This is a genomic window from Rouxiella sp. T17 (assembly GCF_036663475.1).
Lineage (GTDB): Bacteria > Pseudomonadota > Gammaproteobacteria > Enterobacterales > Enterobacteriaceae > Rouxiella.
The window spans coordinates 36,790-52,428 of the sequence record NZ_JAWUEA010000031.1 but is presented as its reverse complement, the minus strand read 5'-3'; the positions used below and the strand labels follow the sequence as shown (position 1 = coordinate 52,428).

The following is a 15,639-nucleotide window of genomic DNA, read 5'->3' as shown; positions in this document are numbered from 1 at the left end:
TGCAACATTTATACGCAAAAGAAAGGGCCGGAAAACATTGCTCAATCAAAAGCCTCGACCAAATAATAGTGGTCGGGGTTTTTTTATTGTTACTCGCCGGACAATTATAGAGTCGGGCTGAGCAAACTTAAGATTATGTTTATATAATTAATATATGGGCAGTGTGCTTAGGTCATTATTAATAAAATTTTGTTAGCGATGTCGCTATTTTGGTATTTAAGTGAGGCACGGGATGATGCTTAAGCGTAATGAGTCTCTCAGGGTTTTGATGGCCGGAAGTTTGCTGGCGATCAGTTTTGCGCCCTTCACCCAGAGCTATGCGGCGATGCCGACAATGCCGGTCAAGACCACGACGCTCTCCAGCGTGCAAAGCCTGAACCATTTGCAGGCCGAGCTGCCGAGCCGCGTCAAACCGCTGTTTATGTCTACGCTGGCCTCGCTTTATGCGGCGAATCACATGCAGCCCATGTGGCAGGACAGAGACGCTGTTCATCAGTTCCAGCAGCAACTGGCCGAGGTGGCGATTTCCGGCGTGCAGCCGCAGTTTACCCAATGGGTAAAATGGTTGACCGATCCGGGCATCACCGGAATGGCGCGCGACGTAGTGCTGTCTGACGCGATGCTGGGTTATCTGCAATTTACCAGCGGCGTGGAAGTGAACGGCAGCAACTGGTTGTACAGTTCGACTCCTTATAAAATGAGCACGCCGCCGCTGACCGTGATTAATCAGTGGCAGCTTGCCGTGCGCCGCGGCTCAACCGCGCATTATCTCACTACGCTTGAACCGCAGCATCCGCAGTATAAAAAGATGCACGCCGCGCTGAAAACGTTGCTGGCCGATTCGCAGGCATGGCCGCAGATGAGCAGCCCAATCAGTTTACGTCCGGGGCAGGTGAGTGACGACGTGCCCGCGCTACGACAGATTCTGGCGCGCAGTGCCTCGATGGTTGACGTCGTAGATAATTCGCCGCCTACGCCAACCGCCGAAACCATCGCCCAGAATACCACCAGCAATAACGTTGAAGATTTCTCTGTCGATGAAACCGCAGATAAAACCCAAAAGCCGTCGCCTGCCGTAAGCCCGTCGGCGACCTCCGTGCAAGACGTTTTGCCAACCCCGACGCCTGATAACGCCTCGCCGCCTGCAACCCAGCCGGATCGTATGCTGCCGGTGGCCGTCGCCGATAATATCTACACTCCGCAGCTGGTGGAGGCGGTAAAACGCTTCCAGAAATGGCAGGGTCTTGAGGCCGACGGCGTAATAGGGCCGAGCACGCGTCAGTGGCTTAATGCCTCGCCGCGCACCCGCGCCACGCTGCTGGCGCTTAACATCCAGCGTCTGCGCATTCTGCCGGGCGATGTGAATACCGGCATTATGGTTAACATCCCGAACTATTCGCTGAAATACTATCTCAACGGCAATGAAGTGCTGTCATCGCGCGTAATTGTAGGCCGTCCAAGCCGTAAAACGCCGCTGATGAGCAGCGTGTTAAGCAACGTGGTGCTGAATCCGCCGTGGAACGTGCCGACAACGCTGGTTCGTCAGGACATCGTGCCGAAGGTGATTCGCGACCCGGGTTATTTGCAGAAACACGGCTTTACTCTGCTTTCCGGCTGGAGCAACGACGCGGAGGTTATTGATCCGTCAACGATTAACTGGAGCATGGTGTCGCCGAACAACTTCCCGTATCGCGTGCGTCAACAGGCGGGTGCAATGAGCGCGCTGGGCCGCTATAAATTTAATATGCCAAGCTCGGACGCCATTTATCTGCACGATACGCCGAACCACAATCTGTTCCAGCGCGACGTGCGTGCGCTTAGCTCAGGTTGTGTGCGGGTTAACAAGGCGTCAGAGTTGGCCAACATGCTGTTGAATAATACGGGTTGGAACGATGCGCGAATTTCCTTGACCGTGCAGGGCGGCAGTACCACCTTCGTGCCGATTCGCCATCATATACCGGTAAAATTGTTCTATTTAACAGCATGGGTCGCTGACGATGGTAAGCCGCAGTTCCGCACAGATATTTACAATTATGATTCGACCGTGAGATCGGGTGCACAAATTCTGCCACAGGCAGAAAAACTGCTCTGATAAATGCAGCAATTTTAAGCTGATAAGTGTCTGAAACAGCAAACCGAAAGGGGATCGACAGAGGAATATTGGCACCTTAAGTCCAATTTCGCTCTGTTGACTCCCCCTATCAAGGCGGTTAAGGTTGCGAGGGGTCAAATTCTGGCCTTTATCAAGACCTTCTTTTCAGAATTCGCTATCAGGTAATTGACTGTTCATGGATCAAATAGATAAACATCGTCGTAAATGGCTGACACTGGGCGGTGCAGCTATGGGCGTGGCGCTTCTCCCTAACCGGGCTTTCGCTACGCTGTCGACACCAAGACCCCGCGTTTTGGTGATTAACAACCTCCACACTGGTGAAACCCTCAAAACCGAATTTTTTGACGGCAAGAAATACAACAGGGATGAGTTGGCGCGATTGAATCATTTGTTCCGCGACTATCGTGCCGAACAGGTCAAAAATATCGATCCTCAGCTTTTCGATCACATTTACCGCCTGCAAATTATGCTGGGCACCAACAAGCCGGTTCAGCTGATTTCAGGCTACCGCACGCTGGGGACCAACAATAAGCTGCGCGAGCGCGGTAGCGGCGTCGCGAAACACAGTTACCACACGCTGGGCCAGGCCATGGATTTCCACATTCAAGGCGTTGATTTGGCAAATATCCGCAAAGCGGCATTAAAAATGCGGATGGGTGGTGTAGGATATTATCCACGTAGTGACTTTGTTCACATCGATACCGGACCCGTCAGAAGCTGGGCGTGATCCTGTTGTCGACAGACAATAAATAGCCTGCAACTTTAGCCGTTGCAGGCGCGTGGAGAGTAACTTACATGAAGTATCACATCATTCCGGTGACGGCGTTCGGCCAGAACTGTTCAGTAATCTATTGTTCTAAAACCAATCAGGCAGCCATTGTCGATCCCGGCGGTGAAGCGGAAAAAATTCAGCGTGAAGTCAGCGCGCTTGGCGTTCAGGTGACGCAGGTCTTATTGACCCACGGCCATCTTGATCACGTCGGTGCCGCCGCTGAAATTGCCGCTCACTATCAGGTGCCGATTATTGGCCCGCATAAAGAAGATCAATTTTTGCTGGACGGCCTGCCCGAGCAAAGTCAGCGTTTTGGGTTGGATTACTGCGCGGCGTTTCTGCCAGATACCTGGCTGGAAGAGGGCGATGTGGTGCAGGTCGGAGAAGAGAAATTCTCCGTGCTGGAATGCCCTGGACATACGCCCGGACACATTATCTTTTTCAACGACGCAGCGCGTTTTGCGGTGTCTGGCGATGTGCTATTTAAAGGCGGCGTTGGGCGCAGCGACTTCCCGCGCGGCAGTCATCAAGACTTGATAGCCTCGATTAAAACCAAAATGCTGCCATTAGGCGATGACGTGGTCTTCCTGCCGGGGCACGGGCCAATGTCTACAATCGGCTCTGAAAAACAGTCCAATCCTTTCCTCCTGTCGTAGCTGCGTTAGCGTCAATGCCTTTGGGGAGTCTAGACTCTTCACACAATAAAAAAGCCAGCGATAAGCTGGCTTTTTGTTTTCTTTATAAGGCAAATAACTGACTGGAAATCACAGCACCGCGACGATGGCTTCGCACAGTGGCGTCATATTGTCTAACGTGATGCCTGCCACGTTGATGCGTCCTGAATTCACAGCATAAACGCCAAATTCTGAACGCAGGCGCAGCACCTGCTCTTTGCTCAGGCCGCTGAACGAGAACATGCCGTTTTGCTCAATGATGAAGGAGAAGTCCTGCTTTGCTCCTTTCTCTTTCAGCGTGGTCACAAACAGCTCACGCATCTGGTGGATACGCTGGCGCATGTCGCTGAGTTCCTGTTCCCACAACGCACGCAGCGCTGGATTACCCAGAATAGTCGCAACGACCGCCGCGCCGTGTGCCGGCGGGTTGGAGTAGTTGGTGCGAATCACCGATTTAACCTGGCTAAAGGCGCGATCGGCGGTTTCGGCATCTGCAGTGACCAGCGTGAAGGCCCCGACGCGCTCGTTATACAGGCCGAAGTTCTTGGAGTAAGAGCTGGCGACCAGCAGTTCGTCATGCAGCGCGGCGAAAATACGCAGGCCCTGCGCGTCTTCTTCCAGACCTTTGGCGAAGCCCTGATAGGCGAAATCGAACAGCGGCAGCCAGCCGTTGGCAACGGAAAGATCCGCCAGCTGTTGCCATTGTTCAACGGTAGGATCGATGCCGGTCGGGTTATGGCAGCAGCCGTGGAACAGCACGATGTCACCGGCCTGCGCCTCGCTCAGGCTTTGCAGCATGCCGTCGAAATCCAGCGCGTGCTTTTCGGCGTCGTAGTAGTTGTACTCTTTGACTTCCAGACCGGCGGAGGAGAACACGCCGATGTGATTTGGCCAGCTCGGATTACTCACCCATACGCGCTTGGCGCTGGTTTGCGTGGCGACGAAATCGGCAGCAATGCGCAGCGCACCGGTCCCGCCCGGCGTTTGTGCCGTGCGCGCACGTTTGGCGGCAATAAGGGCATTCTCTGCGCCAAACAGTAGGCCCTGAGTGCAGGCGGCGAAATCAGGCAAACCGTCGATGCTCAGATAGGTTTTGGTGGTTTCATTTTCAAGCAGATAAAGCTCGGCTTTCTTAACACTGGCCAGAACCGGCGTCTTACCTGAAGCGTCTTTGTAAACACCAATTCCGAGATTGATTTTGTCCTGACGATCGTCGGCGCGGAAAAGATCGGTTAGACCCAGGATAGGATCGGCGGGTGCGGCAGTGATTTTTTCAAACATTGAGAAACTTCCATGGCCTGTGAATAACAGAATAGGCACTCAGGTTACCGCCAGAATCCAGCTTTGCCAACCGTTTGCGGAAAAAAGAAAACAGAGTTGTGAGCGGGGCGCCAGCATTAGCCAATCTGATAAATAATGGCGAAAAAATGACGAAAAAGCCGATAAAAAGGCGAAAAAAAAAGCAGAGCCGAAGCCCTGCCTTTTTCATCTTCCCGAGTTGCTCCCGAAGGCGCTAACTCAAGCGGATTAGAACTGGTATACCAGACCCAGTGCAACAACGTCGTCGGTCGCCAGACCCAGTGCGTTGTTGTCGTCCAGACGGTTGATTTTGTAGTCAACGTAGGTGGACATGTTTTTGTTGAAGTAGTAAGTTGCGCCAACTTCATAGTATTTGTACAGGTATGCGTCGCCGATACCTTCGATATCTTTGCCTTTAGACTGCACGTAAGCAACAGAAGGACGCAGACCGAAATCGAACTGGTACTGAGCAATGATTTCTTCGGTGACCGCTTTGTTAGCGAAGCCGCTTTCAGCAACGCCATCAACGTCGCCGGAGATGCGAGCTGCATCGCGGGTTTCAGAGTAGAGTGCAGCAACGTAAACGTTGTTTGCATCATACTTGATGGCGGTGCCCCAGCTGCGTGCCTTGTTCTCGCCGTTGCCGAATGCCAGCTCTTTCTGACCGTCGGTACGGTTGGATTCAGCCCATGAACCTACGATTCCCAGACCAATTGAAGAGGTGTAAGAGGTAGACAGCGCGTAGCCATCACCGTTACCGCGCAGGATTTCGCCATCATCACGGTCGTTTTTGCCTTGGTACTGAACAGCGAAGTCCCAGCCGTCAACCAGACCAAAGAAGTTGGTGTTACGGTAAGTTGCTACGCCAGTAGAACGACCCGCCAGGTAGCCATCGGAGTAACCAGAGTCGCCGCCGTATTCAGGCATCATATCGGTCCAGCCGATAGTGTCGTACATCAGACCGTAGTTACGACCGTAGTCAAATGAACCCCATTGGCCGAATTTCAGACCAGCAAAGCCCAGACGGGTTTTGTTGCCGTCTTGTGCGTCAGAGCCTTCAGAGTTGTTGGCCTGAACGTTGTATTCCCACTGGCCGTAACCGGTGATGTTGTCATTAATCTTGGTTTCGCCTTTGAAGCCGAAACGAACGTAAGACTGGTCGCCATCGCTACCGTCGTCTTTAGAGAAGTAATGCAGGCCGTCGACTTTACCGTAAAGATCCAGCTTGTTGCCGTCTTTGTTATAAATTTCAGCTGCGTTTGCTGCGCCAGCAGCTAACAAGGCTGGGATAACCACTGCAAGAATGTTGCGCTTCATCATTTATTATTACCCTCATTGGTGTTATTTGGACACCTTGCCACTGCCTACAATACTTTACGGAACTATTGTTGAAAGTTTGGTGTCTCCTGTGTCTGAACGCACTATTCCATTGAGGGTGCTCTTAATCTACATCGAAAATGCTACTAAACCCCTAAACTTGTTTCAGTGGGAAAGAATGTGTTACAGGATGTAAAACTTACGGAACTTTGTGACAGGGATCTACGTTTAAAAATGCTAAAGGCCAGCATCGCTGGCCTTTAGTTGTATCTACTAATGTTAAATTAATAACTTTTAATTAATTAGAAGGTTGCACTGCGAGGTGTTCTTGGGAATGGGATAACGTCACGCACGTTTTGCACGCCGGTCACATAGGCGACTAAACGCTCAAAGCCAAGACCGAAACCTGAATGCGGCACGGTGCCGTAACGACGCAGGTCGCGGTACCACCAGTAATCTTCTTTATTCAGGCCCATCTCTTCCAGACGCGCGTCCAGTGCATCAAGGCGCTCTTCACGCTGAGAACCCCCGATAATCTCGCCGATACCCGGCGCCAAAACGTCCATCGCCGCAACGGTTTTTCCGTCATCATTCATACGCATATAGAAAGCTTTGATGTCTTTCGGGTAGTTTTTAACCACTACCGGCGCTTTGAAGTGTTGCTCGGCCAGATAACGCTCATGCTCGGAAGAAAGGTCAACGCCCCATGAAACTTCATTTTCGAATTTCACGCCGCAATTGATAAGGATTTCTACTGCATCGGTATAATCGACCTGCGCGAAATCAGATGTTACAAAACGTTCCAGGCGAGAAACAGCATCTTTGTCTACGCGTTCGGCGAAGAAGGCCATATCATCGGCACGTTCGTTCAAAACAGCCTGGAAGACATACTTAAGCATATTTTCTGCAAGTGAGGCGATGTCATCCAGCGTGGCGAAGGCAACTTCAGGCTCAACCATCCAGAATTCAGCCAGATGGCGGCTGGTGTTTGAGTTTTCAGCGCGGAAAGTCGGGCCGAAGGTGTAAACCTTGGACAGCGCACAGGCGTAAGTTTCGCCGTTCAGCTGGCCCGAAACGGTCAGGAACGCCTCTTTGCCGAAGAAATCTTCGCTGTAATCCACGGCGCCCTTGTCAGTACGCGGCAGGTTTTCCATGTCCAGCGTAGAAACGCGGAACATCTCGCCAGCGCCTTCGGTATCGGAAGCGGTGATCAGCGGGGTAGAGACCCAGAAATAACCGTTTTCGTGATAGAAACGGTGAATCGCCTGCGACAGAGTATTACGCACGCGCGCTACGGCACCAATCAGGTTGGTACGCGGACGCAGGTGAGCCACTTCACGCAAATATTCGATGCTGTGACGTTTTGCCGCCATCGGATAAGTATCAGGATCATCAACCCAGCCCACGACTTTCACGTGCGTTGCCTGAAGTTCAAAGCTCTGGCCTTCGCCCGGCGAAGCCACCACGGTGCCGGTGATTTCAACCGAACAGCCGGTGGTCAGGCGCAGCACGTCTTCCTGATAATTAGGCAGAGAATTATTTACGACGGCCTGTAACGGATTAAAGCAGGAACCGTCATAAACGGCGACGAAGGAGATGCCAGCTTTTGAATCTCTCCGGGTACGCACCCAACCACGCACGGTGACTTCACTGTCAACCGCAGCACGGCCTTGCAGTACGTCGACTACAGGCACAACGCTCATAGATTTCTCTCTTAAATAGTTCTAATGATACCGATGGTTTTAAATTCGAATTAAAAACCTGTTTGAACAGCCACACACCTTTTAAAAGGGTTTTGCTATGTTACTTAGGCTTTTTCAGGACACAAGCAGAAATCGCCCGCTAATCGCAACATTTATCCGCGCGTTGGCAAAACTTTAAGCAGAAAGCAGGAGAGGGCGTGCTAAGAGGGAATTTTTCTTCTTTATAGAGAGAATTTTCTCGTGGCGGGTTCTTGCTGCGACAAAGTCATCTTCGCGTGAGATAGAAAGAGAAAAAGGAAAGAACAGTGGCTCTTTCCTTTTTATTACCGATTATTTTTATTACCGATCACTGCCGCAATTCTGACGTGCGGCGAAAAGCTAGGAGGCTTTCTTCACCAGCGGCAGGTCAAACGCTTTGCGCAGGGCTTTCACGAACGCCTTGTCCTGACAGATGGTTTTGCCCGGGCTGTCCGACAGTTTCGCCACCGGTTTGCCGTTACATTGCACCAGCTTGATCACGATATTCAGCGGTTTGACGCCCGGAATGTTACAGGTCAGACGCGTACCGATACCAAACACCAGATTAATGCGGCTGTGGAAACGACGATATAAATCCAGCGCCTTGTCGAGATCCAGGTTGTCGGAGAACACCAGCGTTTTGCTCATCGGATCAATCTCGAGCTTCTCGAAATGGGCGATAGCTTTTTCGCCCCATTCAAACGGGTCGCCCGAGTCGTGGCGCAGCCCCTGATAGGCGTTGGCAAATTTACTGCCGAAGTCGCGCAGGAAAGCGTCCATGGTGATGCAGTCGGTTAATGCAATGCCGAGCTGGTCAGGATATTCATCGAGCCACGATTGCAGCGCCGCCCGCTGGCTATTTGCCAGCACCGGACTCAGCTGCTGGTGCGCCTGAAACCACTCGTGCGCCTGCGTGCCGACCGGATTAAGCTGCAACTGGTGCGCCAAATCATAGTTGCTGGTGCCGACCAAATACGGGAATTCGGCCTTAAGCGTGCTGACAATCGCCCGCTGCACCGCGCCCGAGAAACGCCGACGCGTACCGAAATCCATCAGCTTGAACGCAGAGAGATCGATATTCTCGGCATCCTGCTTGAACTTCTGCAAATTCTTGCGCAGCTGTTCAACCGCCATCTCTGGCGTGACGTCCGGCGAGCGATGCTGATGCACCACTTCGCTAATGACCGCCAACAGCGGCACTTCCCACATGATCACTTCACGCCACGGACCCGCAATACGAATATGCAGATGACCGTGACGATCGGAAATTTCGACGTGACGCGGGTTATAGCGAAAATCGCGCAGCCATTGCAGGTAGTCCTGACTGAAGAAGGGCAGACCCGAGAGATAGGAAAACTCGTCGTCGGTCAGCGCCAGCTCACTCATCAATGCTACCTGATGGCGGATTTCATCCGCGTATTCGCCCAACAGCTCGTCGCCACGGCAACGGAACTCGGCAACCACATGACTGGTGTTATAACGATGAAAAACGGCCTGCTGCATGTGCAGCTTGTAGGCATCAGTGTCCAGCATCGAACTCAAAATCGGGGAGGCGTATGAAGTCATAGCGCGCGGCATCCTCGTCATATCCTTCGTCCTTGAAATAACAGCGTTAAAGTGGGAAAAGCTGTGATTCAAATGACTTTGAATAGTATTTTTATGGTCTTGATAAAGCGCAAAGTTTGAGAAGTATATCGCATTATCGGGCCAATGAACCCTCATCTGAGCATATTTGCGCGTGCAGGGTCGAGGGCCAAATGTGCCTTCCATAAGAGAGTGGGCCATGGTTTCCGATAAATCTTAACAATTAAATAACCCGTTAAAAATTAATGTCTTTCCTAATATTTGCAGCGAATACAGGAGGTTGATCACGTTTTACAGCGTAATGGGTTTACCCGATAGTTTGAAAGTTGAATAACCAACCGCCGAAATTATTTAGAAACGATGTTAAGAGCGATCGCACAAAATAGTTAAAAAAAGGTGAAAAATTAGGCGTGAATTTTTTTATCTTTGTGCAGCATCGCGGAGAGATAGCCTAAAAGCTCGCCGCTTGACGCTACAGGCCGGTAACAATCTGGGAATTTCTTTCTTCTGTGATAGAGTTTATTTATTCCCGTCACGCGTATTCCATGCACACGCCAAAAGGTTCTTCTATGACTGATCAGTTGCAAACCGAACAACAGAGCGACGCACTCGCGCAGCCGCAAATTAAATATCGCCACGATTATCGTGCTCCTGATTACACCATCACCGACATTGACCTGGATTTCGACCTTGATGCGCAGCTGACCACCGTTACCGCCGTCAGTCAAATCAAGCGTTTAGGTGCCGAAGGTGCCGCGCTGGTGTTAAATGGCGAAGACCTGACGCTTATCAGTATCAAGGTCAATAATCAGGACTGGCCGAACTATCAGGTTCGCGAAAACACACTGGTTATCAACGGCGTGCCCGAAGCTTTCGAGCTGAAAATCGTCAACCAAATTCATCCTGCGAAAAATACCGCGCTGGAAGGACTTTATCTTTCTGGCGACGCGCTATGTACCCAATGTGAAGCCGAAGGTTTCCGCCACATTACCTATTATCTCGACCGACCTGACGTGCTGGCGCGTTTTACCACCCGCATTGTGGCCGATAAAGCGCTCTATCCTTATCTGCTTTCAAACGGCAACAAGGTCGATCAGGGCGAGCTGGACGGCGGACGTCACTGGATCAAATGGGAAGATCCGTTCCCGAAACCGTGCTACCTGTTTGCCGTCGTTGCCGGTGATTTCGACGTATTACGCGACAAATTCATTACTCGTTCAGGCCGTGATATCGCGCTGGAGATCTTCGTCGATCGCGGTAATCTCGATCGCGCCGACTGGGCGATGGAGTCCCTGAAGCAGTCGATGAAATGGGACGAAAGCCGTTTCAATCTCGAATACGACCTCGACATCTTTATGATTGTCGCCGTCGACTTCTTCAACATGGGCGCGATGGAAAATAAAGGCCTCAACGTCTTTAACTCCAAATTTGTGCTGGCGAAAGCCGAAACCGCGACCGATAAAGACTATCTCGGCATTGAAGCCGTGATTGGCCACGAATATTTCCACAACTGGACCGGCAACCGCGTGACCTGCCGCGACTGGTTCCAGCTGAGCCTGAAAGAAGGCCTGACGGTGTTCCGCGATCAGGAGTTCAGCTCCGATTTAGGCTCGCGTTCGGTTAATCGAATCGACAACGTGCGCATCATGCGCGGCGCGCAGTTTGCCGAAGATGCCAGCCCGATGGCGCACCCAATACGCCCTGAGAAAGTCATCGAAATGAACAACTTCTACACCTTAACGGTGTATGAAAAAGGTTCAGAAGTGATCCGCATGCTGCACACGTTGCTGGGCGAGCAGCAGTTCCAGGCCGGAATTAAGCTTTACTTCGAACGCCACGACGGCAGCGCGGCAACCTGCGACGATTTCGTGCAGGCGATGGAAGATGCCTCCAACGTTGACCTTTCACTGTTCCGCCGCTGGTACAGTCAGTCGGGTACGCCGGTTCTGACCGTGCGCGATGATTATGACGTCGAGAAGCAGACCTACACGCTGACGGTAAGCCAGAAAACGCCGCCAACGCCTGACCAGACTGAAAAGCTGCCGCTGCATATTCCGCTGGATATCGAGCTTTATGACCCGCAGGGTGGCGTTATCGAGCTGAAACAGCACGGTGAAAAAGTCAGTAACGTGCTGAACGTGGTTGAAGCCGAACAGACGTTTATCTTTGAAGAAGTGGCCTATCAGCCAACGCCGTCGCTGCTGCGCGAATTCTCCTCGCCGGTGAAGCTCGATTACACCTACGGCGACCACCAGCTGACCTTCCTGATGAAACATGCGACCAACGATTTCTCGCGCTGGGACTCGGCGCAAAGCTTGCTGGCGATTTATATCAAACTGAACGTAGCGCGCCATCAGCAGAAACAGCCGCTGTCGCTGCCACTGCACGTTGCCGACGCCTTCCGCGCCGTGCTGCTTGATGAAACCATCGATCCCGCGCTGGCGGCGCAGATTCTGACGCTGCCGTCTGAAAATGAAATTGCCGAGCTGTTCGAGACTATCGATCCGGAAGCGATTCACGCCGTACACGAGTCCATTACTCGCTGTCTGGCGGTCGAAATGGCCGACGAATTCCTGGCGGTTTATCACGCCAACGCGCTGCCGTCGTATCGCGTGGTGCATGACGATATTGGCAAGCGTTCGCTGCGCAACGTTTGTCTACGCTATCTGGCGTTCGCCGACGCGACGCAGGCCGATCGTCTGGTCAGCGCGCAGTTTGATAAAGCTGACAACATGACTGATTCGCTGGCCGCGATGTCGGCGGCGGTGGCGGCTAATTTGCCAAGTCGCGATCGCCTGCTGGCGGCCTTTGATGAACGCTGGCATCAGGATGGTTTGGTGATGGACAAGTGGTTTATGCTGCAATCCACCAGCCCGGCCGCTGACGTGCTGTCGCAGGTGCGTGCCTTGCTGTCGCATCGCTCGTTCAGCATGGGCAATCCGAACCGGATTCGTTCACTGATTGGCGCGTTTGCGCAGGGTAATCCGTCAGCCTTCCACGCGGCCGACGGCAGCGGTTATGCCTTCCTGACGGAAATGCTGACCGATTTGAACACCCGCAATCCGCAGGTTGCTGCACGAATGATTGAGCCGCTGATTCGTTTGAAACGTTATGACGAAAGCCGTCAGGGCATGATGCGACAGGCGCTGCTGAAACTGAAAGGGCTGGAAAACCTCTCGGGCGACCTGTACGAGAAAATCTCCAAGGCGCTGGATGCCTAATTAGCCGCAAACGCTATGGAATTAAGGTAAACGCCTTAAATCAACACTAACCATCAGCAAGCAAAAGGGCGACAGAGATGTCGCCCTTATTTATGGGGAGATTTTTAACGTGATCTATTTTATTCAAAAAGTAATGGCAGGAATGTTTAACGCTGCGCGACTTTAGCTTCAGTATTGGCAAACTGCGGGCGTAAAACGCGGTCCAGCACCTGTTCTTCCAGCTCGGCAAGGCGCGCTGAGCCACGACGGCGAGGGCGCGGGAGATCGACAATCAGGTCCAGCCCGATTTCGCCTTGTTCAATCAAAATTACCCGGTCGGCGACGGTTACGGCTTCGCTGACGTCATGGGTAACCAGCAAAACGGTAAATCCGTGCTGCTGCCACAGGCGTTCAATCAGCGCCTGCATTTCGATGCGGGTTAAGGCATCCAGCGCGCCGAGAGGTTCGTCAAGCAGCAGCAGGCGAGGGCGGTGGATCAGTGCCCGCGCCAGCGCCACGCGCTGTTTTTGTCCGCCAGACAGCGCGGCCGGCCATTCGTTGGCTCGATCCGCTAAACCCACTTCTTCCAGCGCGGCCTGCGCCGCCGGACGCCAGTTACCTTTCAAGCCAAGCCCGACGTTATCAATCACCTTTTTCCACGGCAGCAGGCGATCGTCCTGAAACATCAGTCTTGTGTCATCTTGGACCTTACTCAGAGGCGCGCTGCCGCTCAGCAGTTCGCCATCGGTGTTTTTTTCCAGACCGGCGAGCAGGCGCAGCAGAGTACTTTTGCCACAGCCGCTGCGGCCAACCACCGCAACAAACTGGCCCGGCGCGATGCGCAGATTAATGTCTTTTAATACCGTACGAGCACCATATTTTTTGACGATATTTGCCAGCGTCACCGGCGTGCCTTGAGGAATTCGAGTCGGTTCACTCATGCGGTTTCTCCGTGTTTTTTCTGATACGCCGGATGCCAGCGCAGCCAGACGCTTTCAAGGCCGCGCGCCAGCATATCGGCCAGCTTGCCGAGAATGGCGTAGAGCACGATGGCGACCACCACGACGTCAGTTTGCAGGAATTCGCGGGCGTTCATGGCTAAATAACCAATGCCTGAATTGGCGGAAATCGTTTCGGCCACGATTAACGTCAACCACATAAAGCCCAGTGCAAAGCGCACGCCGACCATAATCGACGGCAGCGCGCCCGGCAGCACCACCTGAATAAACAGCGGGAAGCCCGACAAACCGTAGCTGCGCGACATCTCCAGCAGCCCGCGGTCAATGTTGCGAATGCCGTGATAAGTATTGAGATAAATCGGGAATAGGGTGCCCAGCGCCACCAGAAAAATCTTGGCGGATTCATCGATACCAAACCATAAAATAACCAGCGGAATCAGCGCCAGATGCGGAATATTGCGCAGCATCTGCATCGAGCTGTCGAGCAGCCGCTCACCCCAGCGCGACAGGCCGGTGATAAAACCGAGCAGCAAACCGATGCTGCCGCCAATCACAAAGCCGGTCAGCGCCCTGAAGGTACTGATTTTTAGGTTCGCCCACAGGTCGCCGGATTTCGCCAGCGTCCAGAATGCCTCAACCACCGCGCTCGGCGCAGGCAGAATGCGGTTCGACAGCAGGCCCGCCTCAACCGCCAGCTGCCAGCCGCCAATCAGCACGACCGGCAGCACCCACGGGCTTAAACGATTTAACCAGCGCTCGGTTCGCGTATTGCTGTGAATTCTCGTGCTCATGCGTCATCCTTAACTTTCAGCGGCAATGCGCTGTGGCGCAAATCCGTGGGCCACCAACTCGCCGCGCGCTTCGATAGGACGATGATTGGCAGGCGATTGGCCCTCATCTTTCGCCAGATCCAGATGCGGGAACAGCAGCTCGCCGACGCGATAAGCTTCTTCAAGATGCGGATAACCCGACAGCACGAAGGTGTCGATGCCGAGGTCGGCGTATTCCTGCATTCTGGCCGCCACGGTTGGACCGTCGCCCACCAGCGCCGTGCCCGCACCGCCGCGCACCAGACCGACACCGGCCCAGAGGTTTGGCGCAATTTCCAGCTTGTCGCGATTACCACCGTGCAGCGCGGCCATGCGATGCTGGCCGACAGAGTCGGTTTTGGCGAATTTTGCCTGCGCTTTGGCGATAGTTTCATCGTCGAGATTGGCAATTAAACGATCCGCCGCCTTCCACGCTTCTTCGGTGGTCTCACGCACAATCACGTGCAGACGAATGCCGAAACGCACGCTACGACCATGCTTGGCAGCTTTGGCGCGCACCTGTTCAATCTTCTCTTTGACCTGTGCCAGCGGCTCGCCCCACGTTAAATAAAGTTCAACCTGTTCACCGGCCAGCTCCTGCGCGGCTTCTGAAGAGCCGCCAAAATAGAGCGGCGGGCGAGGGGTTTGCACCGGAGGATGCAGCAAACTGGCGTTTTTCACGCTGATATGTTTGCCCTCGAAGGTCACGGTTTCTCCTTCCAGCACGCGACGCCAGATGTGGGTAAATTCGGCAGAAGCTTCGTAACGCTCCTCATGATTCAGAAACAGACCTTCGGCCGCCAGCTCGTCAGGATCACCGCCCGTGACCAGATTAAACAGCGCACGGCCATTTGACAGGCGATCCAGCGTTGCCGCCTGACGCGCCGCCAGCGTTGGAGAAATTATCCCGGGGCGCAGCGCGACCAGAAATTTCAGACGCTGCGTGGCCGGAATCAGTGACGCCGCCACCAGCCAGGAGTCCTCGCATGAACGCCCGGTCGGGATCAGTACGCCGCCAAAACCCAGGCGATCGACTGCCTGAGCAATCTGCGTCAGATAACCGTGATCGACGGCGCGTGCGCCTTCGTCGGTGCCGAGATAGTGACCGTCACCGTGAGTCGGTAAAAACCAGAAAACGTTCAAGCTCATGGAATATTCCTTTTATTTCTTCGCGTACCAAGGGGTGCGCGG

General features: G+C 53.3%; 11 protein-coding genes. 4 read left to right on the top strand and 7 right to left on the bottom strand.

Annotation, left to right across the window (positions count from 1 at the left end):
* The first annotated feature begins 232 nt into the window (after positions 1 to 232).
* The 3 genes from ldtD (at position 233) to SC206_RS11325 (ending at position 3,541) form a co-directional block, all read left to right on the top strand.
* Positions 233 to 2,092, top strand: coding sequence for a L,D-transpeptidase (ldtD, locus tag SC206_RS11335; RefSeq protein ID WP_332737242.1), 1,860 nt, complete (start codon positions 233 to 235; stop codon positions 2,090 to 2,092).
* A 196-nt stretch (positions 2,093 to 2,288) separates the two neighbouring features.
* On the top strand, positions 2,289 to 2,840 hold the full coding sequence (locus tag SC206_RS11330) for a YcbK family protein (protein ID WP_332737239.1): 552 nt from the start codon (positions 2,289 to 2,291) through the stop codon (positions 2,838 to 2,840).
* A 68-nt stretch (positions 2,841 to 2,908) separates the two neighbouring features.
* A complete protein-coding gene (locus tag SC206_RS11325) occupies positions 2,909 to 3,541 on the top strand; it encodes an MBL fold metallo-hydrolase (protein WP_332737237.1) in 633 nt (210 codons plus the stop codon).
* A gap of 108 nt (positions 3,542 to 3,649) precedes the next feature.
* Here SC206_RS11325 and SC206_RS11320 read toward each other — a convergent pair whose 3' ends face one another.
* The 4 genes from SC206_RS11320 to pncB all read right to left on the bottom strand — a co-directional run bounded on the left by SC206_RS11320 (position 3,650) and on the right by pncB (position 9,462).
* On the bottom strand, positions 3,650 to 4,840 hold the full coding sequence (locus SC206_RS11320) for an amino acid aminotransferase (RefSeq protein ID WP_332737235.1): 1,191 nt from the start codon (positions 4,838 to 4,840) through the stop codon (positions 3,650 to 3,652).
* A 246-nt stretch (positions 4,841 to 5,086) separates the two neighbouring features.
* Positions 5,087 to 6,178: a porin gene (locus SC206_RS11315; RefSeq protein WP_332737233.1), complete on the bottom strand. Its 1,092-nt coding sequence runs from the start codon at positions 6,176 to 6,178 to the stop codon at positions 5,087 to 5,089.
* A 299-nt stretch (positions 6,179 to 6,477) separates the two neighbouring features.
* On the bottom strand, positions 6,478 to 7,878 hold the full coding sequence (gene asnS, locus SC206_RS11310) for an asparagine--tRNA ligase (protein WP_332737231.1): 1,401 nt from the start codon (positions 7,876 to 7,878) through the stop codon (positions 6,478 to 6,480).
* Between the two features lie 378 nt (positions 7,879 to 8,256).
* Positions 8,257 to 9,462 carry a nicotinate phosphoribosyltransferase gene (pncB, locus tag SC206_RS11305; protein ID WP_332737229.1) on the bottom strand — a complete coding sequence of 402 codons (1,206 nt, stop codon included), beginning with the start codon at positions 9,460 to 9,462 and terminating at the stop codon, positions 8,257 to 8,259.
* 587 nt (positions 9,463 to 10,049) lie between these two features.
* On the opposite strand from pncB, the gene pepN reads away from it, so the two are divergent.
* Positions 10,050 to 12,701: an aminopeptidase N gene (pepN, locus tag SC206_RS11300; protein ID WP_332737227.1), complete on the top strand. Its 2,652-nt coding sequence runs from the start codon at positions 10,050 to 10,052 to the stop codon at positions 12,699 to 12,701.
* 146 nt (positions 12,702 to 12,847) lie between these two features.
* On the opposite strand, the gene ssuB is transcribed toward pepN, so the two are convergent.
* The 3 genes from ssuB to ssuD are packed head-to-tail and all read right to left on the bottom strand — an operon-like array spanning position 12,848 to position 15,597.
* The gene (ssuB, locus tag SC206_RS11295) at positions 12,848 to 13,621 is read right to left on the bottom strand and encodes an aliphatic sulfonates ABC transporter ATP-binding protein (RefSeq protein WP_332737224.1); all 774 of its coding nucleotides are present in this window, start codon (positions 13,619 to 13,621) and stop codon (positions 12,848 to 12,850) included.
* Positions 13,618 to 14,430 carry an aliphatic sulfonate ABC transporter permease SsuC gene (gene ssuC / locus SC206_RS11290; protein WP_332737222.1) on the bottom strand — a complete coding sequence of 271 codons (813 nt, stop codon included), beginning with the start codon at positions 14,428 to 14,430 and terminating at the stop codon, positions 13,618 to 13,620. Before ssuC ends, ssuB begins: the two co-directional genes overlap by 4 nt.
* Positions 14,431 to 14,439: 9 nt before the next feature.
* Positions 14,440 to 15,597 (bottom strand): FMNH2-dependent alkanesulfonate monooxygenase, encoded by a 1,158-nt coding sequence (gene ssuD / locus SC206_RS11285; RefSeq protein WP_332737220.1) that lies wholly within the window; start codon positions 15,595 to 15,597, stop codon positions 14,440 to 14,442.
* Between the last annotated feature and the right edge of the window lie 42 nt (positions 15,598 to 15,639).

Excerpts from the sequence above, each read along its gene's own strand:
- ldtD (WP_332737242.1), top strand. The coding sequence starts at position 233 with ATGATGCTTAAGCGTAATGAGTCTCTCAGGGTTTTGATGGCCGGAAGT.
- SC206_RS11330 (WP_332737239.1), top strand. The coding sequence starts at position 2,289 with ATGGATCAAATAGATAAACATCGTCGTAAATGGCTGACACTGGGCGGT.
- SC206_RS11325 (WP_332737237.1), top strand. The coding sequence starts at position 2,909 with ATGAAGTATCACATCATTCCGGTGACGGCGTTCGGCCAGAACTGTTCA.
- SC206_RS11320 (WP_332737235.1), bottom strand. The coding sequence starts at position 4,840 with ATGTTTGAAAAAATCACTGCCGCACCCGCCGATCCTATCCTGGGTCTA.
- SC206_RS11315 (WP_332737233.1), bottom strand. The coding sequence starts at position 6,178 with ATGATGAAGCGCAACATTCTTGCAGTGGTTATCCCAGCCTTGTTAGCT.
- asnS (WP_332737231.1), bottom strand. The coding sequence starts at position 7,878 with ATGAGCGTTGTGCCTGTAGTCGACGTACTGCAAGGCCGTGCTGCGGTT.
- pncB (WP_332737229.1), bottom strand. The coding sequence starts at position 9,462 with ATGACTTCATACGCCTCCCCGATTTTGAGTTCGATGCTGGACACTGAT.
- pepN (WP_332737227.1), top strand. The coding sequence starts at position 10,050 with ATGACTGATCAGTTGCAAACCGAACAACAGAGCGACGCACTCGCGCAG.
- ssuB (WP_332737224.1), bottom strand. The coding sequence starts at position 13,621 with ATGAGTGAACCGACTCGAATTCCTCAAGGCACGCCGGTGACGCTGGCA.
- ssuC (WP_332737222.1), bottom strand. The coding sequence starts at position 14,430 with ATGAGCACGAGAATTCACAGCAATACGCGAACCGAGCGCTGGTTAAAT.
- ssuD (WP_332737220.1), bottom strand. The coding sequence starts at position 15,597 with ATGAGCTTGAACGTTTTCTGGTTTTTACCGACTCACGGTGACGGTCAC.